The sequence below is a fragment of the Planctomycetota bacterium genome (assembly GCA_035574235.1).
Classification (GTDB): Bacteria; Planctomycetota; MHYJ01; order MHYJ01; family JACPRB01; genus DATLZA01.
This window is the reverse complement of sequence record DATLZA010000130.1, coordinates 24,528-44,990: the sequence shown is the minus strand read 5'-3', so window position 1 is coordinate 44,990 and position 20,463 is coordinate 24,528. Positions and strand designations below refer to the sequence as shown.

At 70.3% G+C, this 20,463-nt stretch carries 20 protein-coding genes and 1 tRNA gene; 14 read left to right on the top strand and 7 right to left on the bottom strand.

The genetic code is table 11. From position 1 onward, the window contains the following. Together VNO22_12200 and VNO22_12195 are read right to left on the bottom strand one after the other, a co-directional pair. A partial coding sequence (locus VNO22_12200; GenBank protein HXG62134.1) for a hydantoinase B/oxoprolinase family protein occupies positions 1-1,317 on the bottom strand: 1,317 nt, incomplete at its 3' end. Positions 1,318-1,336: 19 nt separating this feature from the next. Next, complete coding sequence (locus tag VNO22_12195; GenBank protein HXG62133.1) at positions 1,337-3,115, bottom strand: hydantoinase/oxoprolinase family protein; 1,779 nt, start codon at positions 3,113-3,115, stop codon at positions 1,337-1,339. Between the two features lie 158 nt (positions 3,116-3,273). On the opposite strand from VNO22_12195, the gene VNO22_12190 reads away from it, so the two are divergent. The 11 genes from VNO22_12190 to VNO22_12140 all read left to right on the top strand — a co-directional run bounded on the left by VNO22_12190 (position 3,274) and on the right by VNO22_12140 (position 13,485). Further along, positions 3,274-3,369, top strand: a tRNA-Sec gene (locus tag VNO22_12190). 55 nt (positions 3,370-3,424) lie between these two features. Then, on the top strand, positions 3,425-4,669 hold the full coding sequence (locus VNO22_12185; protein HXG62132.1) for a citrate synthase: 1,245 nt from the start codon (positions 3,425-3,427) through the stop codon (positions 4,667-4,669). A gap of 37 nt (positions 4,670-4,706) precedes the next feature. Then, positions 4,707-6,131: a rhomboid family intramembrane serine protease gene (locus tag VNO22_12180; protein ID HXG62131.1), complete on the top strand. Its 1,425-nt coding sequence runs from the start codon at positions 4,707-4,709 to the stop codon at positions 6,129-6,131. 1 nt (position 6,132) lies between these two features. After that, on the top strand, positions 6,133-8,283 hold the full coding sequence (locus VNO22_12175; GenBank protein HXG62130.1) for a VWA domain-containing protein: 2,151 nt from the start codon (positions 6,133-6,135) through the stop codon (positions 8,281-8,283). A 62-nt stretch (positions 8,284-8,345) separates the two neighbouring features. Then, the gene (locus VNO22_12170; protein ID HXG62129.1) at positions 8,346-8,762 is read left to right on the top strand and encodes a tetratricopeptide repeat protein; all 417 of its coding nucleotides are present in this window, start codon (positions 8,346-8,348) and stop codon (positions 8,760-8,762) included. A gap of 102 nt (positions 8,763-8,864) precedes the next feature. After that, positions 8,865-10,178 carry a phosphomannomutase/phosphoglucomutase gene (locus tag VNO22_12165; GenBank protein ID HXG62128.1) on the top strand — a complete coding sequence of 438 codons (1,314 nt, stop codon included), beginning with the start codon at positions 8,865-8,867 and terminating at the stop codon, positions 10,176-10,178. 169 nt (positions 10,179-10,347) lie between these two features. Then, positions 10,348-10,866 (top strand): prepilin-type N-terminal cleavage/methylation domain-containing protein, encoded by a 519-nt coding sequence (locus tag VNO22_12160; protein HXG62127.1) that lies wholly within the window; start codon positions 10,348-10,350, stop codon positions 10,864-10,866. A 91-nt stretch (positions 10,867-10,957) separates the two neighbouring features. Next, the gene (locus VNO22_12155) at positions 10,958-11,440 is read left to right on the top strand and encodes a hypothetical protein (protein HXG62126.1); all 483 of its coding nucleotides are present in this window, start codon (positions 10,958-10,960) and stop codon (positions 11,438-11,440) included. A 103-nt stretch (positions 11,441-11,543) separates the two neighbouring features. Then, positions 11,544-11,894 (top strand): aspartate 1-decarboxylase, encoded by a 351-nt coding sequence (locus VNO22_12150; GenBank protein ID HXG62125.1) that lies wholly within the window; start codon positions 11,544-11,546, stop codon positions 11,892-11,894. A 29-nt stretch (positions 11,895-11,923) separates the two neighbouring features. Then, positions 11,924-12,406: a phospholipase D-like domain-containing protein gene (locus VNO22_12145; protein ID HXG62124.1), complete on the top strand. Its 483-nt coding sequence runs from the start codon at positions 11,924-11,926 to the stop codon at positions 12,404-12,406. Continuing rightward, complete coding sequence (locus VNO22_12140) at positions 12,406-13,485, top strand: hypothetical protein (protein HXG62123.1); 1,080 nt, start codon at positions 12,406-12,408, stop codon at positions 13,483-13,485. The genes VNO22_12145 and VNO22_12140 overlap by 1 nt, the downstream gene beginning before the upstream one ends. Before the next feature lie 18 nt (positions 13,486-13,503). On the opposite strand, the gene bshB1 is transcribed toward VNO22_12140, so the two are convergent. From bshB1 to VNO22_12115, 5 genes are all read right to left on the bottom strand, one after another. After that, positions 13,504-14,187, bottom strand: a complete 684-nt coding sequence (bshB1, locus tag VNO22_12135; GenBank protein ID HXG62122.1) for a bacillithiol biosynthesis deacetylase BshB1 — start codon at positions 14,185-14,187, stop codon at positions 13,504-13,506. 4 nt (positions 14,188-14,191) lie between these two features. Continuing rightward, positions 14,192-14,380 carry a twin-arginine translocase TatA/TatE family subunit gene (locus tag VNO22_12130; GenBank protein ID HXG62121.1) on the bottom strand — a complete coding sequence of 63 codons (189 nt, stop codon included), beginning with the start codon at positions 14,378-14,380 and terminating at the stop codon, positions 14,192-14,194. Then, positions 14,377-14,595: a twin-arginine translocase TatA/TatE family subunit gene (tatA, locus tag VNO22_12125; protein ID HXG62120.1), complete on the bottom strand. Its 219-nt coding sequence runs from the start codon at positions 14,593-14,595 to the stop codon at positions 14,377-14,379. The genes VNO22_12130 and tatA overlap by 4 nt, the downstream gene beginning before the upstream one ends. Then, the gene (locus VNO22_12120) at positions 14,592-15,656 is read right to left on the bottom strand and encodes an anti-sigma factor antagonist (protein HXG62119.1); all 1,065 of its coding nucleotides are present in this window, start codon (positions 15,654-15,656) and stop codon (positions 14,592-14,594) included. The genes tatA and VNO22_12120 overlap by 4 nt, the downstream gene beginning before the upstream one ends. Positions 15,657-15,844: 188 nt before the next feature. Further along, on the bottom strand, positions 15,845-16,021 hold the full coding sequence (locus VNO22_12115) for a hypothetical protein (GenBank protein ID HXG62118.1): 177 nt from the start codon (positions 16,019-16,021) through the stop codon (positions 15,845-15,847). A gap of 155 nt (positions 16,022-16,176) precedes the next feature. Between VNO22_12115 and VNO22_12110 the strand changes: the two genes are divergently transcribed. Genes VNO22_12110 through VNO22_12100 form a run of 3 tightly spaced genes read left to right on the top strand, consistent with a single transcriptional unit; the run spans position 16,177 to position 20,454 of the window. Next, on the top strand, positions 16,177-17,127 hold the full coding sequence (locus VNO22_12110) for a MoxR family ATPase (GenBank protein ID HXG62117.1): 951 nt from the start codon (positions 16,177-16,179) through the stop codon (positions 17,125-17,127). Beyond that, the gene (locus tag VNO22_12105; GenBank protein HXG62116.1) at positions 17,124-18,302 is read left to right on the top strand and encodes a DUF58 domain-containing protein; all 1,179 of its coding nucleotides are present in this window, start codon (positions 17,124-17,126) and stop codon (positions 18,300-18,302) included. Before VNO22_12110 ends, VNO22_12105 begins: the two co-directional genes overlap by 4 nt. 4 nt (positions 18,303-18,306) lie before the next feature. After that, positions 18,307-20,454: a transglutaminaseTgpA domain-containing protein gene (locus tag VNO22_12100; GenBank protein HXG62115.1), complete on the top strand. Its 2,148-nt coding sequence runs from the start codon at positions 18,307-18,309 to the stop codon at positions 20,452-20,454. Positions 20,455-20,463 lie beyond the last annotated feature (9 nt).

Genomic DNA, 20,463 nt, shown 5'->3' with positions numbered 1-20,463 from the left:
CGGCGCCAGGAATTCCAGCTCGCGCACGATCCCGTCCCCGCCCCTCCACCGGCCCCGCCCGCCCGAGCCCCGGCGGATCCGGTACTCCACCACGCGCACCGGATACGCATGTTCCAGCGCCTCGATCGGCGTATTCTGCGTGTTCGTCATGTGCGTGTGGACCCCCGAAACGCCGTGCGCCCCGGGACGCGCCCCCATGCCGCCGGCGATCGTTTCGTAGTACGCGAACCCCGCGCCCCCGAACGACAGGTTGTTCATCGTCCCCTGGCTGGCCGCCGGAATGAGATCCGGAAGCGCCTTCCGGAGCGCTCCGAAAACCGTGTCCACGATGCGCTGCGAGGTTTCCACGTTCCCCGCCGTCACCGCCGCCGGCGGAAGGGCGTGCACGACCGTCCCCGGCGGCGCCACGACCTCGATCGGCTCCGCCGCCCCCGCGTTGAGCGGAATGTCCTCGGGAACCAGACACCGGAAGGCATAAAGCACCGCCGAAAGGGTCACCGCCTCCACCGCGTTGACGTTGCCGGGCGCCTGCGGGGCGCTTCCGGTGAAGTCCACGCGCACCCGGTCCCCCCGCCGCGCCACCTCCGCCCGGATCCGCACGGGCTTTCCCGTCACGCCGTCGTCGTCGAGCGCATCCTCGAAAACGTACCGCCCCGGCGGAATCCGCCGAATCGCCGCCACCATCCGCCGCCGGGCGTAGTCCTGAAGTTCCCGCGCCCGCCGGAGAACTTCCCCCCGGCCGTAGCGTTCGACCAGCTCCACGAGCCTCCCGGCTCCGATCCGGCAGGCCGCCTCCTGCGCCGCCAGATCCCCCTCCACCTCGCGGGGATTGCGCACGTTGGCCAGAAGAAGCGCCCGCACCTCCGCCGTCAGAAGAACCGGAGGCAGGACGAGCCCCTCCTGGAAGAGATCCGTCGACACGGGCATCGACCCCGGCGCCATCCCGCCGATGTCGGAATAGTGCGCCCGGCACGCCGTGAAGAAGTCCAGGCGCCCCCCGTGAAAAACGGGCGCCACGAAGGTCACGTCCGGCAGGTGGGTCCCTCCATGATACGGATCGTTCAGCACCGCCACGTCCCCCGGCCGGAAGCGGATCCGCCCGAGCGCCGCCGCCACCGAGCGCGGCATGGACCCGAGATGCACAGGAATGTGCGCCGCCTGGGCGATCATGCGGCCGCGCGCGTCGAAGACGGCGCACGAATAGTCCTTGCGCTCCTTGATGTTGACCGAATACGCCGAGCGGCCCAGCACCACGCCCATCTCCTCGGCCACTCCGGCGAAAAGATGCCGGAAGACCTCCAGACGAACCGCGTCCATAGTCCCTCGCCGACCGGACTTATCGAAAAAGCTCCAGATGCCCCACGGGATCGACCCGCGCCGCCCACCCCCGAGGAATCCACGTCGTCGCGTTGTCTTCGGCCACGACGGCCGGCCCCCGCACCACGTCCTCCGCCCGCAGGCGCTCCCGCGGGACCGTCCCGCCCCGCCACGTCCGCCCGCCCCGCGCCAGCGGAGCGAAGCGCGGCTTGGGCGTCCGGACGGTCGCCCGCACGATCGCGTTGACCACCTCCACGGGCGCCTCCTCGCGCGCGAAACCGTACCGCCGGCGATGCTCCTCGTGAAAACGGCGCGCCAGCGCCTCCGGCCGCTTCTCCCACGGCAAACGCAGCTCATAGGACTGCCCCCGGTAGCGGACCTCGACGAAACGCTCCAGCGTTCCGGCAAGCTCGCGCCGCGCCGCCCGCTCGAGGGCGCCCCAATCGATCGGCCGCCCCAGAACCGTGCGCGACACTTCCACCGTGAGGTCCGCCAGCACCATGCCGAGGGCGCTGAAAAGACCCGGCCACCGCGGGACCACGACGCCCTTCATCCCCAGCCGGTCGGCCAGCGCGCACGCATGGAGCGGCCCCGCCCCGCCGAAGGCCACCAGCCGGAACTCCGCCGGGTCGTAGCCCCGTTCGACGCTCACGCGTCGGAGCGCCCGCTCCATCGCGGCATCGGCGACTTCGAGGATCCCTTCCGCCTGAGCGCGCCGCAGTCCGGGGTCGCGGAGCTTCATCCGTCCCCCGAAGAAGAGCGTCGGGTCGATCCGCCCCAGCGCCAGATTCGCGTCCGTCACCGTGGGGCGCGTGCCGCCGCGGCCGTAGCAGATCGGACCCGGATCCGCCCCCGCGCTTTCCGGCCCCACGCGAAGCGCTCCGCCTTCGTCGAACCGCGCGATCGATCCGCCTCCCGCTCCCACGGTGTGGATCTCGAAGTGCGGCACCCGCAGCGGCATCCCGCCGATCGTCCCTTCCTTGGTCACGCGCGCCGAACCGTCCAGGAGCGCCACGTCCGTCGAGGTCCCGCCCATGTCGAACGAGACGACCTTGCCGAGGCCCAGCGCCTGCGCGGCGATCACCCCTCCGGCCGGCCCCGAAAGGAGCGTCTGCGCCGCGCGCCGGCGGGCCGATTCCGCCGAGATCGACCCGCCGTCCGACGCCAGAAGCCGCAGCCGGGGCAGCGACCGCCCCAGCCGCGCCAGATACGTCCCCACCACGGGCGCCACGTAGGCCGTCAGCACCGTCGTCGAAAGCCGCTCGTACTCGCGGTATTCCGGAAGGACGTCGCTCGAAAGGACCGCGCCGGGCAGGAGCCGCGCCACGGCCCGTTCGTGCGCGGGATTGGCGTAGGAGTGAAGAAAGCAGACCGCCACATGCCGTTCCCGGATGCGCCGCACCGCCGCGCGGTCGAGCGGCACGAGAACCCGCCCGTCCGGCCCGATCCGCTCGCGCACGCCGTACCGGCGCGCCCTCGGAACGAGCGGCTCCGGCGGCGACCAGAAAAGATCGTACAGCGACCCGCGCGCCTGACGGCCGATCTCGAGGAGGTCCTCGAAGCCCCGGGTCGTCACGAGCGCCACGCGCGCCCCACGCCGCTCGAGAAAGGCGTTCGTGGCGACGGTGGAGCCGTGGACGACCTGGGCGTCCAGCGCCCCCAGCGCCCGCAACCCCTCGAGGACCGCGCGCGCCGGGTCGCGGGGCGTGGACAGCACCTTGTGCGTGCGGACCGTCCGGCCGTCGAAGAGGATGAGATCCGTGAAGGTCCCTCCCGTGTCCACGCCCACGACGCGCATGAAGGCCGCATCTCACCAAATCGGTTCGGCGCGGGCAAGCAAACGCGCCGCCCGATTCGGCCGGTTCTTCTTGACAACGGCGGGGGGCCCGCCGATCATACCGATGCCGCGGGTCCTTCCGAGAGCGGGCTGGAGAGGGCGGCGTTCCGGAAGAGAACGGGAGCGGTAGGGCACCTGGTGGGCCCCCCGGGCTTCAAACCCGTGGTACCGGCCACAAGCTGGTAGGTGGGTTCGATTCCCATGCGCTCCCGCCACTCCCTTCGACGACCCGGGCACGCCCGCGGAAAACGGAGCATAAGGATACGCACGATGGCCGCGCCCAGCGGAAAGCCGGAGTCCACCGACGAGAAACGTTGCCCCGCCTGCGGACAGCCCCGGCCCGCGCCGGCCCAGGCCGAGCCCCCCCGCGGCGAAACGGCGCGCTTCAAGGCCGGCCTCGAGGACGTCGTCGCCGGCACCTCGAGCATCTGCCTGGTGGACGGCCTGGAAGGACGCCTCCTGTACCGCGGATACGACATCCTGGATCTGGCGGAGCATTCCTCCTTCGCCGAGGTCGCCTACCTTCTCTGGTACGAACACCTCCCCTCCCGGCGCGAGTTCGACAAGTTCCTCCACGAGCTGCGCTCCTCGATCGAGCTGCCGGAACAGACGAGCATGATCCTGCGGCTCTTCCCCCGGGCCGCCACCCCGATGGAAGTGCTCCGGACCGCCATCTCGTCGCTCGGCCATTACGATCCCGACAGCGGCAACACCTCCCGCGAGGCATGCCTGCGCAAGGCCATGCGGCTGACCGCCCGCATCGGCTCGATCATCTCCGCGCACCAGCGGCTCCGCCAGGGCGAGGAACCCATCAAGCCCGTTCCCGGCCGCAGCATCGCCTTCAACTTCCTCTACACGCTCTTCGGAAAGGAGCCCGAGCCGCTCCTGGAGCGCATCTTCGACGTGTGCCTGATCCTCCACGCGGACCACGAGCTCAACGCCTCGACCTTCGCGGCGCGCGTGACGGCGGCGACGCTCTCGGACATGTACTCGTCGGTCGTCTCCGCCATCGGAGCCCTCAAGGGACCGCTCCACGGGGGCGCCAACGAACAGGTGATGCGGATGCTGCTCGACATCGGCGAGCCTTCCCGCGCCGAGGAATGGGTCCGCAACGCCCTGGCCCAGAAGGTCAAGATCCCCGGCTTCGGCCACCGCGTGTACAAGACCGAAGATCCCCGCGCCACGGTGCTGCGCCGCCACGCCGAAGCCCTCGCCCGCCACACGGGGGATTCCCGGTGGTACGACATTTCCCGCCAGGTCGAGAAAACCATGTTCGAGTACGCCCAGCGGGAGGGCAAGAAGATCTACCCCAACGTGGATTTCTACTCCGCTTCCGTCTATCACTCGATGGGAATCCCCACGGAACTTTTCACGCCCATCTTCGCCATGAGCCGGATCAGCGGCTGGACGGCCCATATTCTGGAGCAGTGGTCCAACAACCGGCTGATCCGCCCGCGCGCCGAGTACACGGGCCCGGCGCGCCGGTCCTACGTGCCGATCGATCAGCGCGGGTGACGTAACGGCCCCCCGCGGGGAGAGTCATAAGTCGGGTATGTTCATCCCCATCGGCGACGACAACCCCCGCGAGCGCACGCCCGTCGTCAACTACTCGCTCCTGGCCGCCAACATCGCCGTCTTTTTTCTCTTCACCTTTCCCGAGCCCCGCCCCGAAATCCTCGAACGCTTCGCGCTGACCCCCAGCCGCTCCGAACCCCTCACCTTCTTCACGAGCATGTTCCTCCACGCCAACCTCCTCCACCTGGCCGGGAACATGCTTTTCCTCTGGATCTTCGGCGATAACGTCGAGGACCGCCTGGGCCACGTGGGATACGCGGCCTTCTATGTCGCCTGCGGACTGGCGGCCGATGTGCTGCACCTCGTGACCCTGCCCGCCCACCACCCGGCGCTGGCCGAAATGGGCCTGCGCCCCGCGGACATCCCCCTGCTCGGGGCCTCCGGCGCCATTTCGGGGGTCATCGGCGCCTACGTCCTCTTCTACCCGCGACACCGCGTGAAGATGCTCCTCTGGTTCTACTGGTTCGTGGACATCCTCTACATCCCCGCCTTCTGGTGGATCGGCATCTGGTTCCTCGAACAGCTCGTCTTCGCGCACCTCGGATTCACGGGCGTGGCCTACTGGGCCCACATCGGCGGCTTCGCCGCCGGCGCCCTCGCGGGATCCGCCCTCCGCTTCGCCGGACGCCTCCGGAGTTCCCGCCGGAGGAACGCCCGTGCGTCCGACCGAACCCCGCCGGAGCGCCGCCCGTTCCTCTCTCTGGAGGACGACTCCGGAATCGAATTCCTCGAGGAACCCGAGGATCGCTACGCCGTGCTCCTTCTGGACGAGGAACTCCACGCCGTCGGCCGCATCGCCCGCGCCGCGGCCGCCGTCACGGGCGAAGACCCGCGCCGGATCGCCCGCCGCCTCGAAGCCACCCGCGGCATGATCGCCCGCGATCTCCCCCGCGCCGCCGCCGAGCGCCTCCAGCGCGAGCTGCACGTGCAGGGCATCCCCGCCGCCCTCATCCTCTTTCACCGCGTCAACTTCCCTCCCGAACCCCGCCCCGTCGAGGCGGCCAGCTGGGATGACCACGCCGTGCGCCTCCGCTCGGGCGGAGAGCTTATCCCCGTCCCGTGGACCGCCCCCTTCCTGGCCGTGGGCGCGCGTCTGGGTCCCTCCTCCTTCGTCGATCTCTTCGTGAGCCGCCGCGCCGCCTTCCGCCTCACCGACGCTCCGGACGCCGCCTACGTGCACGTGGATCCCCGGCGCCGCGCCGAGATCCCCGCCGATCTGCACGCCTTCGCCCGCGCTCTCCTCGAGCGCGCCCCGGGCGCCGCCGTCAACGAAGGCGTCCGCGTCCTGGCCCATCACGGGTCCTGGGGATGGCTCCACTTCAGGACCGCCGGGGACTACGACGATTACCTCTTCTGGACCTACAACCTGACCCTCTCCCGGACCGGAAGCCCCCGAGGATGACGTGAGACGAGCGGCGATCCTGGCGACCCGGGGCCTCATCGTCCTGGCCCTCGCCGCCGCCGTCGCGAACCTTCCGCTTCCGGGCCGGTCCCGCGCCCGCGTCCGCGTCCACCTGATCGACCGCTCGGGGTCCGTCCTCGTTCCCGGCGCCCCCGAATCGCTCACGCCCGCGGACGCCCGCCGCATCGTCGAGTGGGACCTCCGGAGGGCGGCCGCTTCCGGCGACCGCATCCTCTGGGCTTCGTTCGGACGCGAAGTCGCCTTCGAATCCGAGACGGTGGATCCCGAGGAGTCGCGGCTCGAAGCGGCGCTCGAAGCGGCGCTCGCGCGGGATCCCACCGAGATCGTCCTTCACACCGACGGGCGGGCCGACCCCGGACGCGCCCTCCTCCTCTGCCGGACGCGCGGCGTCCCCGTTCACGTCTTCCCCCTGGGCCCCGTGAACCCGCGCGACGCCCGCATCGCCGACGTCCGCGCCCCCGCGGCCCTGGCGCCCGGCGAGCGCGGAACGCTGGAAGCGCGCCTCGAATCGACCTTCGAAACGACCCTCACCGTGCGGCTCGACGGCGAAGCCCGCTCCGTTCCCGTGGCTCCCGGCGCTCCGTCGCGCGTCTCCTTCCCGGACCGTCCCGCCGGCCCCTTCCGCCTCCGGCTGGAGCCGGCCGACGCCTGCCCGCAGAACGACGCCGCCGAAGGGGAAATCTTCGTCCGATCGGATGCCCCCCGGACGCTCATCCTTTCGACGCGCGATTTTCCGGCGCCCGAAGGATTCGAGGCGCGCCGATCCGCCGCCTTCGAGGACCCGCGCCCTTACGACGCGGTGATCGTGGACGGCTTCCCGCTGAACGCCGAGGACGCGGCGTCGCTGGCGGCGTACGTGCGCGACTTCGGCGGGGCGCTCCTGCTTCTGGGCGGGCCCGGCGCGGGAGGACTCCCCCCGGCCGTGGCGGAGATTTCTCCCCTCTTTCCGGGACCCGACCGCCGGGTGGCCGCGGTCTTCCTGATCGACGCCTCGGGCAGCATGAAGGAAGGAAAGCTCGACGCGGTTCTCGACGCCGTCCGGCGCGCCTGGGCGCGGTTCGGACCCGGGGATTCCGTGGCGGCTGTTCCGTTTCCGAACCTGGATCTGATCCGCGATCCGCTGGATCTGCGCCGCATCCGGGCCGAAGGGGGAACGTTCATCGCGGGCGCCCTGGAAAAGGCGCGGCTTCATCTCGAACAGGTGGAGGCGGACCGCAAACAGATTTTTCTTCTCACCGACGGGGAGACCCACCCGGACGAGAAGGCCGAAGAACGCCTGCTGCAGGGCCGCGAGCTGGAACGGCGCGGCATCGCCCTGACGGTCGTCACCACGAACCGGCTTCTCGAGATCGGCGAGAACGTGCGGATCGATGACTGGAAGTCCCTGGACCGGGCGCTGGATCGGCTCCTCCGGACCGTTCGGGAAGACTACCTTGCCGCTCCAACCTCCGTGGAGTTCGCGGACCATCCGGCGACCGCGGGGCTCGGACGGGCGGTCGTCCCCGGGATCCATCGCCTGCGCGCCCGTCCGGACGCCCAGGTGCTCGGACGCGCGGGGCGGCCGCCGGACGTCCTTCCGGCGCTCGCCGTCCGGCGCGAGGGACGGGGGCAGGTCGGCGCCTTCGCGTTCGACGGACTGGCGCTGCCCCGCCTGATCGGGCCGGCGCTTCGGTCGCTCCTGAGCGCGGCCGAGGGAACCCTCACGCTTTTCGTGGATCCGCCCTTCGTGCGGGCCCGCGGGCGGGCCGCCGAGCCCCGTCTGGAAGTCCCCTGGCAGGCCCGCCCGTCGCTGGAGTCCGGGGTCGCGGTCCTCCATCAGGTGCGCTCCGACCTCTGGGAAGGTCCGCTCCCGGCGACCCGGCCGGGGACGATCGTCTTGCGCCTGGGACGGGCGCGCGCGGCGGCCACGATCCCGTACGCGGACGAGTACCGCGCGGTGGGAGTCGACCGAAAGGCCCTCGAGCGGCTGGCCGCGGACACGGGAGGGCGGATCCTTTGGAGCCCGGAGGAACTCCAGACGTTGCCGCGATCCTCCCGGCCGGAACCGCGCCCCGGTCGTCCGTTCTTCCTGGCGGCGGCCCTGGTGCTGGTCTTCCTGGAGATGGCGCTGACGACGTTCTGGAAGGCCTGATCTCCGGCGTGCGCTCTTCGGACAGGGTATAATTTCGAAGGCGGGATCGGCGGAGGAAGCCTATGGAGTGGGGCTGGAAGAAAACGCTGGGGGTCTGCATCGCGTTCGTCCTTCTTGTGGTGCTCCCGATCTTTCTGCTTTCCAATCCGATGATGGACGCCTACCAGCGGAAGATCGACCGCAACCCCAACTCGGACTTCTCCCGGTGGCTCCAGCTGGCCACCGCGGATGCCTGTTATCGCACGATGCGGGCGGAGCGGGCGGCCGACTACTATCGCCGCTTCCTCGAACGCTACCGCGAGGACCCCCGCCGGCCCTATGCGCTCCTGCGGTACGGCATGTCCCTCGAGGAAGCCGGCCGCAACGCGGACGCCATCGCCGCCTACGAGCAGTTCCTCACCGAGTATCCCGACCGTCCCGAACGGGCGGACGCTCACGCGGGCATCGAGCGCATCCGCTACATCAAGCCGATCAAGTAAGGCCGTTCCGCCGACGTGTGTTTCTTGATTTCCGCGCGGGGACACTTACAGTCTATCGGCGGATCGATTCTTCAGAATCCCGCATCGGGAGACCAGCGAGCCATGGGCATCTTCAAGGCCTACGACGTGCGCGGGAAGTATCCTTCCGAGATCGACGAGCGCCTGGCCGAGCGGCTGGGCGCCGCCGTCGTCCGGTTCCTGGGCGCGCGGCGCATCGCGGTGGGACGCGACGTGCGCCTCTCGGCCCCCTCCATCGCAGCCGCCGTGGCCCGGGGCGCCGGTTGCGAGGTCGTGGACATCGGGCTTTCGACGACGCCGATGCTCTACTTCGCCGTGGGACACCTGGAACTTGACGGCGGAATCATGGTGACCGCGTCCCACAATCCGCCCGAGGACATCGGCTTCAAGATCTGCCGCGAAAAGGCCTTCCCCGTCGGGGAGAAGACCGGTCTTAAGGAAATCGAGCGCCTGGCGGCCGAGGCCCCCGCCGGCGGCTCCCGGATCGTGCCGCGCTCCCTCGTCTCCGAATACCGGTCGCATCTGCGGCGCTTCCTGGAAAAGCCTCCCCGGCTCAAGATCGCCGTGGACACGGCCCACGGCGCCGTCGGGGCGCACTTCGACGCCCTCTTCGGCGACCTCCCCCTGGAGCTGGTGCGCCTGTGCTTCGAGCCCGACGGCCGCTTTCCGAGCCACGAGCCCAATCCCCTCAAGGACGAAAACGTCCGGGACCTCCGGGACGCCATGCGCGCGACGGGCGCCGACCTCGGCGTCGCCTTCGACGGCGACGGGGACCGGTGCATGTTCTTCTCGCGCGGCGGGGAGCGCGTCCCGAGCGACCTCGTCACGGTGCTTCTGGCCCGGGCGGAGCTCCGCCGCCACCCCGGCGCGGCGGTCGTCTACGATCTGCGTTCCAGCCGCGTGGTGCCCGAAGAGATCCGCAAGGCCGGCGGAGTGCCCGTGCGCGAGCGGGTGGGCCACGCCTTCATCAAGGAGACGATGAAGAAGCACAACGCGGTTCTCGGCGGCGAACTCTCCGGACACTATTATTTCCGCGACCATTTCTTCGCCGATTCGGGACTCATGGCGTTCGTCAAGGTCCTCGATCTTCTCGGCCGCGAAGGGCGCCCCCTGGAGGAGCTTCTGGCCCCGCTTCGCCGGTGGCATTCGACGGGCGAAATCAACTTCCGCGTGGCCGACAAGCAGGCCGTCCTCCGGGCGATCGCGGAAGCCTTCCGCGACGGCCGGCAGGATACGCTGGACGGGATCACCGTCGAGTACGACGACTGGTGGTTCAACGTGCGCCCGTCGAACACGGAACCGCTTCTGCGCCTGAACCTCGAGGCCCGGACGCCGGAACAGCTCGAACGGGCCCGCGCCCGGCTCCTGGCCCTCATCGGACCGCCGGAGCACGCTTGACTGCCCGGAGGGTCAAGATAGACTTCATGAGAAGGGCGGGGGGTCGGTCCGCCGCCGGGGCGGACGCCGTTCCGGGATTTTTTGGAGGGCTCCGAAAACGCGTTTCCAACCGGCGCCGTCCGGCGGCGTTCGCCGGCGGAAGTGCAGGGAAATCCTTGGAGGATGTTCGATGAATCGTCATCGCAAGGGCTTTACCCTGGTGGAGCTTCTCGTCGTCATCGTCATCATCGGTCTTCTTGCCGGTCTTCTGCTCCCCCAGGTGGCCAAGGCCATCCGTCGCGCCGAAGTGGCCGCGTGTTCCAGCAACCTCAAGTCGCTCTGGCAACTCCAGATCACCTACACGATCAAGTACGGCGGTCGGTACAAGCAGTTCCCGCCGGACACGGGTTCGGCGTTCTGGGGCGTGCTCCAGAAGGTGACTCCCCCCCTCATCAGCCCGGATGAGCAGGAGATCCTCTGGTGTCCGGTCAAGGGGGGCAGCCAGCCGGGAGACATCGATTTCCTCGGCCCCGCCCTCCAGGTGGGAAGGCTCAACAGCTCCGACCCCGTGGGGGCCGACGACACGACCAACCACTCCGAAAGCGGCGACGAAGGAGGCAACGTCCTGCGGAGAGGGGGCGACGTCGTGGAGCTCCAGGGCAGCGGCTGGACCGAAGTCATGAACTCTCCGAAGGCTCCGCGACGCTGACGCCTTCGAGAGCGATCACGCCTGTTTCCGCCCCGGCGGCACGGTCCGCCGGGGCTTTTTTTCAGCCCCCGGCCGCCCTATACTCTTCCGCATGACCGCTCCCGAACGCGCGCGGGGCTTCACGCTGGCGGAGGCGCTTGTCCTCGTCCTCGCCGCGATCCTTCTGGCGGCGGTGTTCCTTCCTCTGAGGGGCCGCGCGGCGCGCCTGGAACAGGTGCTCGCCTGCCGCGACCGCCTCCGGACGCTCCATCGCGCCCAGGAGGGCTTGCCCCCGGGAACCGCCCGCGGCCAGGCGTTCTGGACCCGGCTGGCGGAAACGAGTCCCCCGAGGATCGCCCCCCAGGCCCTGCGCTGTCCGCTCGTCGAAGACCCCAAGGCGCCCGAGTGTCACTACCTGGGCCCTGCCGGAGATCCCGCCGCGCTCGAACCCCAGGGGCCCCTGGGATGCGACGCCCCCGAGAATCATGATCCTCAAGGCCACCGGGGGGGAAACATCCTCCTCAAATCGGGAGAGGTCCACACGGACGACGGCATCCTCTGGCGCCAGGCCCTGAGCCGCTGCTCGCGGCAGTAAAACCGTTGCGGCGTCGAGCGCCCGGCGCTCCGGCGGCACTTCCCGGTGAAAGGCGGCCTCGTGATTGAACGCCCCGGCCGGATCTGCTATCCTGACCCGCCCGATGCTCAAGCGCCTCTGCACCGCCAAGATCGCCAACGCCCGAGTCACCCGGGCGCTCCTCCACTACGAGGGCAGTCTGGGCGTCGACCAGGCGATCCTGGAGGCGGCGGGAATCCTGCCCTACGAGATGGTGCTCATCGCCAACGTCACCAACGGCCGCCGCTTCGAGACCTACACGATCCCGGAACCGGCCGGGAGCCGGCAGATCGCGCTCTACGGCGGGGCCGCCCATATGGGCAAGCCGGGCGACGAGCTGATCATCATGGCGTACGGATACGCCGACCCGGGCGAGGTCGCCCGGTTCAAGGGCCCGCGGGTGGTGCGCCTGGCGCCGGAAAACGCGCTGTCCTAGGGGCCGGCTGGATCCTGGCGGGTTTCTGCATGGCGGCGGCGCGTCCGGCGGCGCGCGTCGACGCCCTCTTCGCCCCCACGGGGCAGGCCGACCGCCTGCAGGAGCGCCTGGCCGCGGAAATCGAACGGGCCCGGCGGGAAATCCTCGTGGCCATGTTCCACATGACGTCCGACCGTCTCGCGCAGGCGCTGGCCGCCCGGCGGCGCGCCGGGGTCGCTGTGCGGGTGCTCCTGGACGCCTCTCAGGCGGAGGAGGACCTCGTGAAGGCTCTGCGCGACCGGGGACTGGAAGTGCGCCGGGTGATCCCCCGCGGAGACGAACGCACGCGCTTTCACCACAAGTACGCCGTGTTCGATTCAGAGCTTGTGGCCACCGGATCCTACAACTGGACGGTGGGCGGCGACCGGTTCAATCACGAAAACGTCGTCCTGTTATGGGAGGAATCGGTGGCCCGGGCTTTCCGGGAGGACTTCGAGCGCGTATGGCACGACGCGGAACTGGCGCGTCCCTGATGGCGGCCCTGCTCCTGGCGGCCTGTCGGGGAACCGGCGGGCCTCCCGCTCCGACCGAAGCCGGCCTCGGGGTGTCCACGGAGCTGGAGACCTCGACGTCCCGGCCCCGCGAAGGGGACCTGGCCACGGTGGTCTTCCGCCTCCGCAACGCCGGCCGCAACCTGGTGGTCCTGCGCGACCTCACCTGCCTGGCCGACCCGAAGCTGGGCGAGGCGGCCAGCGCGGTGGCCACGTGGCAATTCGCGATGCCCGGCCACCTCGAATACCGTCCCTCCTCGGACGAATGGATTTGCGACCGCGGGCGGCCCGCCCCCGAGGGACGCCGCCCGCTCGTCTTCAACTCGGGCCTACTGCTGCCGGGGGAATCCATCACGGTCCGCGCCCGGCTGCGCCTCCTCGGGCTGCCCCGGCTTTTCCACGTCCTGTACTTCGAGCTTCCTCCGGGCGAGGCCTGGCGCCGGATCTACTGGGAGGATCGCCGGGACCGCGAGGTCCGCTACCGGACGCTCGTGGGGCAGGAATTCGAACGGCGGATGGCCCCTTCCCCCGAAACGGACCGGCCCGGTCACCGGCGGGTCATTTTCCCGTACGCCGAGGCGCTCGTGCTGCCGAACGCCCTCCTGAAGGTGATCCGGGTCGATGCGCCGCTGGAGCGCCGGCCCTTCGGCCTGCCCGAAGCGTCCGCCCGCGTGGGCGGCGCGCCGGACGAATACACCTATTCCACGTTCCTCGACGGATGGGTGCTCCGCCGGGGCGACCGGTTCTGGTGGGTGACGCCGTCGGCGGCCGTGCCGCTCCCGGAGATTCGCCGCATGGACCGCGTCTTCCACGTCCTGGACGATTCCGGGAGAGGCAAGCTCCAGATCGAGCTGCGGGGCGACTCCGTCGCCTCGACGTTCCAGCGGGAAAAGCAGTACGCCCTCGTCTCCCAGGGCCGCGACGGCCGGACGCGCTACTACACGTTCCTGTCGCCCGAGGAGTTTCCGAAGCTGCTCGAGGACGCGCGGTCGCTGGGCCTGGCGCTCGACGTGGAGATCACCGCGGACGGAGGCATCCTCCAGGTCCGGCACCGCGATTGAGGGCGCGCGGCGGGGCCCTTACAGGCTGGCCACGGGGAGCGCCACGACGTCGTCCACCTGCATCACTTCGCGCTGAACGAAACCCTCGCCGTACGTGCATCCGACGAGCATGCCGTACGCGCGCGCGCGCGAGCGCAGCCACTCGGCCATCCGCTCCGACTCCGGGAACTGGCTCCGGTAGGCCAGGACGGCGGCGACTTTCTTCTCCATCTGCGCCGTCACGTCCACCACGAAGGTCGGCCTGCGGTCCTCGTAGGTGGCGCTGTGGCAGTAGAGGATCTTGTGGGGCCGGTGAGGTTCTCCGGAGCCGAACTTGCGCAGTCCCGAAAAGAAGCACGCGTCGAACACGAGCTGCGGGGTCACGCGGTGGTCCGGGTGGCGCTGCTCGAAGCCGGGCAGCAGGACCGTTCGGGGCCGGTAGCGGCGCAGGACCTCCACCACCCGCGTCTGGTATTCCCGGACGTTGAAGACCCCGGCGTCCGGAAGCTCGCAGTTGACCCGGACGGCCAGGCCCATGATCCGCGCGGCCTCTTCGGCTTCGGCCCGGCGTTCGGCGGCGGAGCCCAGGGTCCCCATTTCGCCTTGCGTCAGGTCGCAGGCCCCCACGGCGTATCCCTTCTCCGCCATCCGGATGAGGGTTCCTCCGCAGGTGATTTCGATGTCGTCGCGGTGGGCCGCGAAGGCCATCAGGTCGAGCCGCATGGGATCAGGCTTTCGGCGGGGCGGTCGGACCGTTCTGTCCGGATCCCTCCCGAATCCCTTTCTTGAATTCGTGCAGGCCCGCGCCGAGGCCGCGCATGAGGGCGGGAATCCGGGAGGAAGCGAAAAGAAGCACGATCGCGAAGGCGATGAGGGCGGCCTCGAGGAGGCCGATCGCGCCCAGGGCGGGACTCATTTCTTTTCCGCGTCCGCCGGCGAGGACTCGGGCTCCTTGCTCTCCTCCTTGGCGCCTTCCTTGAGCCCCTTCTTGAACTCGTTGATGCCCTGCCCCATGCCGCGCATGAGCTGGGGAATCTTCGAGGCGCCGAAGAGGAGGACGATCACCAGGACGACGATCAGGAGCTCCGTGGTGGACAGGCCGGCGAAAGCCAGGGCTTCCAGCATATTCATCTCGCCTTCTTGGACACGGTGACGACGTTACCCCCCTTGGGATGATGGCGCAGCTCAAAGCGGTCCATGCCGCGCCGCGCCGCGGCGAAAAGATCCGCGCGGTCCGGGCTCAGCGGCGTCCCGTAATCGGCGAACCGCATCTCGAGCTCCGAGTCCACGGACACGAGCAGGACGTGATAGACGTTCCCGTCGCTTCCTCCGTAGGCGTGGCGCCGGATCGTCTCCACCGTATCTTTAACGACCGACTGGACCTCGGAGATTCCCTGGGGGCTGAATCCGCTCTTCTGGGAAAGCCGGCGGACGAACTCGAGAAGCCCTTCGGTGCATTCCGGGGTAAAGCTGAGGCTGAGCTGCACGGGCACGGCCTTGGAACGTGGAAGGAAGCTCACGCGGCCGCCCCCGGCATAGTTGAAAAGGCTCAGGCAGCGGGGACAGCGGTAGGTCCCGGATTCCCGAACCGCCAGGAGCGCCCGGCACGACTGGCATTCCACGTGGATGGGTTCGGCCGGCGCGGCCGCCGGCGTTTCGGCGGGCCGGGCCGGACTCACCCGCTCGGCGGCCGTGGAGTACCGTTCCGCCGCCGGAGCCGCCGCGGGAACGACCGCAGGCGTCGGAATCCTCGGCGTCGGCGCCTGGGTCGGCCGGAGCGGCTCGGCCGGGGCGCGCGTCGCCCCCCGCGACTCGGCCGGCGCCGCCGCGGGCGAATCCGCGGAAAAGGCCTTCAGCGCCTCCTCCCGCGTCGGAAAGATCTTGAAAAACGCGTTCAGGCCCAGCATGTCGAAGACCACCTTGACCTTGGGCTGGACCTTGACGAGGGCGATCCCCCCCTTCCCGGGGGATACGGAATCCGACAGGTTGATGAGGTACCCGAGACCCGTGGAGTTGACGTACTTGACGTTCTCCATGTCCATGATGAACCGCTCGACGCCGCGCTCCTTGACGGAGTTGAGATGGGTCTGGAAGGTAATGACCGTCTTGGCGTCGATCGATCCGCTCAGGATGACGAGGGCCGTTCCCGGTACCCCCTTGACCTCCTGGACTTGGATCGTGAGATCAGGCACCCGAGTTCTCCCTTACGAACCCGCGCGCGGGGCGGGTCGCCGCGGCCATCATCGCTGTCGTCTCGTAATGATATCCCTCCCCTCCGGGGGAGTCAAGAAGGGGCCCCGCCCGCGCGGCCTCCCGAAAAGCGACGCGGCCCCGCGCCTCGCGACGCGGGGCCGCCTTCGCCGTGCTTTCCCGCCGAACGCTATACGTCGGCCGCCTTGATCGTCTGGCGCTTGTTCGCCTTGGCGCGGTTTCCGGCCTGGATCACCGCCTGTTCCACCAGCTTCGACAGCGCGTCCACCGCGTCCCCGCTGAACCGAAAGCCCTTCTTCTTGGCCAGCGCCCGCACCTTGGACTGAACGACGTACACTTCCGCCATGCGTCTCTCCTTCCTGCCCCCTCCGGAGCAAAACCCGAATAAACCGGCCGAAACGGCCGAAATCGTACGTTTTACGCAGGAGGCTGTCAAGGCTCCGTCGAACGCCAAACCTTTGCGGCGTTCCGGGCGGCGCCGATATAATGCCCTCTCGACCCATGGCCATCGAACCCCGGGACCTCGAGCGCGTCGCCGCGCTCCGCCGCGCCGTCGAAAGCGTCATCTTCGGGAAGCCCCAGACCGTCAAGCTCGCCGTCGCCGCGCTCCTGGCCCGCGGCCATATTCTGATCGAAGACGCCCCGGGCACCGGAAAAACCGCCCTCGCGCGGGCGCTCGCCCGCGCCGTCGCGGGCTCCTTCCGGCGCATTCAGTTCACCCCCGATCTCCTGCCCTCCGACGTCACGGGCGTTTCCGTCTTCGATCCCGACCGCAAGGAATTCGTCTTCAAGCCGGGCCCCGTCTTCGCCCACCTGGTCCTGGCGGACGAGATCAACCGCGCCACGCCGCGCACCCAGGCGGCCCTGCTCGAAGCCATGAACGAGAACTCCGTCAGCGTCGACGGCGTCACCCATCCCCTGCCGTCCCCTTTCATGGTCCTGGCCACCCAGAATCCCCTGGAATTCACGGGCACCTACCCTCTGCCGGAGTCGCAACTCGACCGCTTCCTCATGGTGCTGCGCATGGGATACCCCTCCCTCGAGGAAGAGCGCCGGATCCTCGAATCGCGCGCCGCCGGGGATCCCGTCGAAACCCTCGCCCCCGTCGCCGCCGCCGAAGAGGTCGAAGCCCTCTGCCGCAAAGTCCCCGAAGTCCGCCTCGAAAACGCCCTGGCCGACTATCTCCTCGAAGTCGTGCGCCGCACCCGTTCGGACAAGGCTCTGCTGGCGGGAGCCAGCCCGCGGGGATCCCTCCACCTGGCCCGGGCCGTCCGAGCCTACGCCCTCGTCGAAGGACGCGACTACGCCGTGCCCGACGACGTCAAGGCCGTGGCCCCCGCCGTGCTGTCCCACCGCGTCGTCGAGCGCCGCTCCCGGGGCTCCCAGGACGGCTCCTTCGGCGCCGCCCACGTGGTCCAGAGGATCCTCCAGGAAGTCCCCGTGCCGCCATGACGTCCGCTCCCGCAGGCCCGCCGGACCGCCCTCCGCGGCGCGGCCGCCCCCGCCGCCGCCGGAGCTCCTTCCGGATCAACGGCCGCGGATGGGTGTACCTCGTCCTGGCGGCCTCCGTGGCCTTCGCCGCCGCCTTCAAGGACAATAACCTCCTCTTCGCCGTCTTCTCCCTTCTCATGGGACTCTTCGCCGCGTGCGGATGGCTGACCTGGATCGGCGCGCGCGGCCTGGAGATCTCCCGCGCGCTTCCCGAGTCCGTCCATGCCGGCGACCTCTTCCTCGTGGGCCTCCGGATCCGCAACGCGCGCCGCTTCTGGCCCGCCGCCGGCCTGCGCCTCGAAGACCGCCTGTCGCACGAAGGACGCCCCGCCGGCGCTCCCCCGCCGCCCGTCTGGCTCCCCGCCATGTCTCCCGGCGCTTCGGCCTCCGCGGCCTACAGCCTCTCCATCGCCGAACGCGGCTGGGCGCGTCTCGGACCGCTCACCGTCGTCTCCGAATTCCCGCCGGGCCTTTTCACCTGCCGGAAAGTCGTCCCCCTCGAGGACGCGATTCTCGTCTATCCGCGCCTCGGCGTCCTCCATCGCCGCCCCGCCAGCCGCCTCTTCGCGCGCCTCTCGTCCGTGACCGCGACCCCCGCGGCGGCCCGCCGGGGAAACGAGGACTTCGCCGGCCTGCGCGAATACCGCCCCGGCGACAGTCCTCGGCACATCGACTGGAAACGCTCCGCCCGCCTCCCGCGCGCCCTTCTCGTGCGCGAATACGAAGACGTCCAGACGCGCGACGCGGCGATCCTGCTGGAAACCTTCCTGCCCGACGCGCAGGATCCCCGCCGACGCGGCCGGCTCGAACGGGCCGTGTCCTTCGCCGCCACCCTCGCCGACGCGCTCCTCGCCGAGCGCTACCGCGTGCGGTTCCGCGCCTGCGGCCCGGAACCGTTCACGCTCCTTCTCGAACCGCGCCCCGGAGCGCTCGAGGATCTGCTCCACGCTCTCGCCACCCTCAAGCCCTCCCGCGTCCTTCGCCTGACCGACCTCGTGAGGGACGAACCTCCCGGGACCGACGAAGTCTATTTCCTCCTGCGGCTCACCTCCGAACCGCTGCCCCCCTGGGAGGGGGCCGCCCGGGCGATCGAGCTCGGGCCGCAGGACATGAGGAATCTGATGACGTTCGCGTGATCCGATGCCCGCCGCCGAACCCGCTTCCGTCTCGCCGATCTCGGGCGACGCGCGCGCCCGCGGGGCGGCCTACCTGGGGCTTCTGGCCGCCTACCTGGCCGCCGCCGCCGGCGACCCCCTCACGCCGCTCCAGCTCGGCGTCTTCGGGTCGGCCGCGCTCTGGAGCCTGGGATTCGAACACCGCTTCCGAAAGCTCTTCTTTTCTCCGCCCCTCAAGATCGGCCTCATCCTGGCGGGCTCGGTGCTCTTCGCCGTCTTCCTGGGCGCCCGAGCCGGTCGCGGGGACCCGGAGGATTTCAGCCACGCCATCGCCCGGTTCCTCCTCTGGAACGCGGTCGTCTTCGTCCTCTCGAAAAACAAGTCCGAGTACGACCTCTGGACGCTGGCGATCATCGAGCTGTCGCTCTTCATGATCTCCGGAGCGTTCCTCCAGCCGCCCGCCTTCCTGCCGCTCCTCCTTCTGAGCCTGGGAACCACGCTCTATGCCTTCCAGCGCGCCGCACGGCTGCGCGCGGAGGAAGCTCCCGGTCCCGGCGGCGTCGGCCTGACGCTTGCGGTCTGCGCCCTGGCCGTCGAGCTCGGAGCGGTCTTCTTCGTCGCCCTCCCCCGGCCCGCGGCCGGCGGCGGCCCCGGAGACGGCGCCGCCCTCCCCGCCCCCGCGCCCGCCGGACCGCCCGTGCCCACGGGCGGCCGCATCGGAATCCCCCGCCGGTCCGATCTCCTCGACCTCGTCCATTTCGAACGGCTCAAGGCGGACCCGAGCCCCGTCCTGCGCGTCCGCGCCACGGACCTCGAAGGGCGCCCTGTGCCCGCCGAACAGACCCTCTACCTGCGGGGCGCGCTCCTGCACCGCTATGAGAACGGCCGCTGGAGCGCCGCCGGCGCGCGCCGGGAAGTCCGCCGCGATGCCGACGACGGTCGGACGGACGGCTGGACGACGCTCGAGCGCAACCCGCCCGAAGGGCGGACCCGCGTGCGACAGCGCATCGTCCTGGCTCCCGGGCACGGAGACCTGGCCTTCGCCCTGCCGGATCCCGTGCGGGTGTCGTGGCCGGAAGTGCGCGGCGATCCCGCCGGCGCCTTCTTCTTCCCGGCCCCTCCCCGCGAACGCGTCGAATACGAGGTCGAAAGCGCGCTCATGCCGCTCGATGTTCCGGCCGCAGGCCGGATCCCCGAGGCCGCGCCCGAGCACCTCCAGATCCCCGCGGAGCTCGCGCCGCGGCTCCGGGACACCGCGCGCCGCGCCGCCGAGGGCGCCGGCCCCGGCGTCCATGCCCGGGTCACCCGTCTCGTGCACTTCCTGATGCGCAACGGGTTCGCGTATCGGCTCGACCCCTTCGTCCCCTCCGGCGGCCGCGACCCCATGGACCATTTCCTGGAGACGCGCGCCGGCTCGTGCGTCCACTTCGCCGGGGCCCTGGCGCTCCTGTGCCGGTCCCTCGGAATCGGCGCGCGCGTGGCGACCGGCTTCCAGCTCCATGATCCGGACCCCGACGGCTCCTTCCTCGTGCGCAACGCGGACGCCCATGCGTGGGTCGAGGTGTGGTTCGGCCCGGAGGCCGGCTGGAGGGCGTACGACGCGACTCCGCCGGAAGGCCGCGCGCCTCCCCCGGACGGACCGCCCGTGGCCACGACGGACCCCAAGCCGCAGGGGTCCGAGCCGGAACCCCGCGGCCGGTGGGACCGCTTCGTCGTGGACTTCGACGCCCGCTCGCGGAGCCGGATCTTCGAAGAAGCGTTGTCTTTCCTCGCGCGGGCGGCCTCCGGGCTCGCGGACGCCCTGGCGCATCCCGCGGTCCCCCTGGCCCTGGTCGCTCTCGTGGGCGCGGCGACGGCGGGGTACCTTCTTCTTCCGCGCTCGAAGCGCCGCCGGATCCGGCAGGCGCTGTCCGGCTTCCGGGATCCCTGTCCGGTGGACTTCTACCGGGATTTCCTCTGGGCCCTGGCGCGGCGCGGCCGCCGCAAGCCCCCGGCCGTCACGCCCCGCGAATTCGCCGCGTCGCTCCGGGGGCTCCTGGCGGACGCGGACCTCGAGTTCGTCACGGCCAAGTTCTACGAGACGCGCTTCGCCGGTCGCCCCCCGAGTCCCGAGGAGCGCAGGCGTCTCGAAACGATCGTGAGCGGCCTCCTCAAGGACTCCTCGAGCGCGTGAACCGGCTCC

Bases quoted from the DNA above. Each gene is read 5' to 3' on its own strand.
- VNO22_12195 (HXG62133.1), bottom strand. From the start codon at position 3,115: ATGCGCGTCGTGGGCGTGGACACGGGAGGGACCTTCACGGATCTCATC.
- VNO22_12185 (HXG62132.1), top strand. From the start codon at position 3,425: ATGGCCGCGCCCAGCGGAAAGCCGGAGTCCACCGACGAGAAACGTTGC.
- VNO22_12180 (HXG62131.1), top strand. From the start codon at position 4,707: ATGTTCATCCCCATCGGCGACGACAACCCCCGCGAGCGCACGCCCGTC.
- VNO22_12170 (HXG62129.1), top strand. From the start codon at position 8,346: ATGGAGTGGGGCTGGAAGAAAACGCTGGGGGTCTGCATCGCGTTCGTC.
- VNO22_12165 (HXG62128.1), top strand. From the start codon at position 8,865: ATGGGCATCTTCAAGGCCTACGACGTGCGCGGGAAGTATCCTTCCGAG.
- VNO22_12160 (HXG62127.1), top strand. From the start codon at position 10,348: ATGAATCGTCATCGCAAGGGCTTTACCCTGGTGGAGCTTCTCGTCGTC.
- VNO22_12155 (HXG62126.1), top strand. From the start codon at position 10,958: ATGACCGCTCCCGAACGCGCGCGGGGCTTCACGCTGGCGGAGGCGCTT.
- VNO22_12150 (HXG62125.1), top strand. From the start codon at position 11,544: ATGCTCAAGCGCCTCTGCACCGCCAAGATCGCCAACGCCCGAGTCACC.
- VNO22_12145 (HXG62124.1), top strand. From the start codon at position 11,924: ATGGCGGCGGCGCGTCCGGCGGCGCGCGTCGACGCCCTCTTCGCCCCC.
- VNO22_12140 (HXG62123.1), top strand. From the start codon at position 12,406: ATGGCGGCCCTGCTCCTGGCGGCCTGTCGGGGAACCGGCGGGCCTCCC.
- bshB1 (HXG62122.1), bottom strand. From the start codon at position 14,187: ATGCGGCTCGACCTGATGGCCTTCGCGGCCCACCGCGACGACATCGAA.
- VNO22_12130 (HXG62121.1), bottom strand. From the start codon at position 14,380: ATGAGTCCCGCCCTGGGCGCGATCGGCCTCCTCGAGGCCGCCCTCATC.
- tatA (HXG62120.1), bottom strand. From the start codon at position 14,595: ATGAATATGCTGGAAGCCCTGGCTTTCGCCGGCCTGTCCACCACGGAG.
- VNO22_12115 (HXG62118.1), bottom strand. From the start codon at position 16,021: ATGGCGGAAGTGTACGTCGTTCAGTCCAAGGTGCGGGCGCTGGCCAAG.
- VNO22_12110 (HXG62117.1), top strand. From the start codon at position 16,177: ATGGCCATCGAACCCCGGGACCTCGAGCGCGTCGCCGCGCTCCGCCGC.
- VNO22_12105 (HXG62116.1), top strand. From the start codon at position 17,124: ATGACGTCCGCTCCCGCAGGCCCGCCGGACCGCCCTCCGCGGCGCGGC.
- VNO22_12100 (HXG62115.1), top strand. From the start codon at position 18,307: ATGCCCGCCGCCGAACCCGCTTCCGTCTCGCCGATCTCGGGCGACGCG.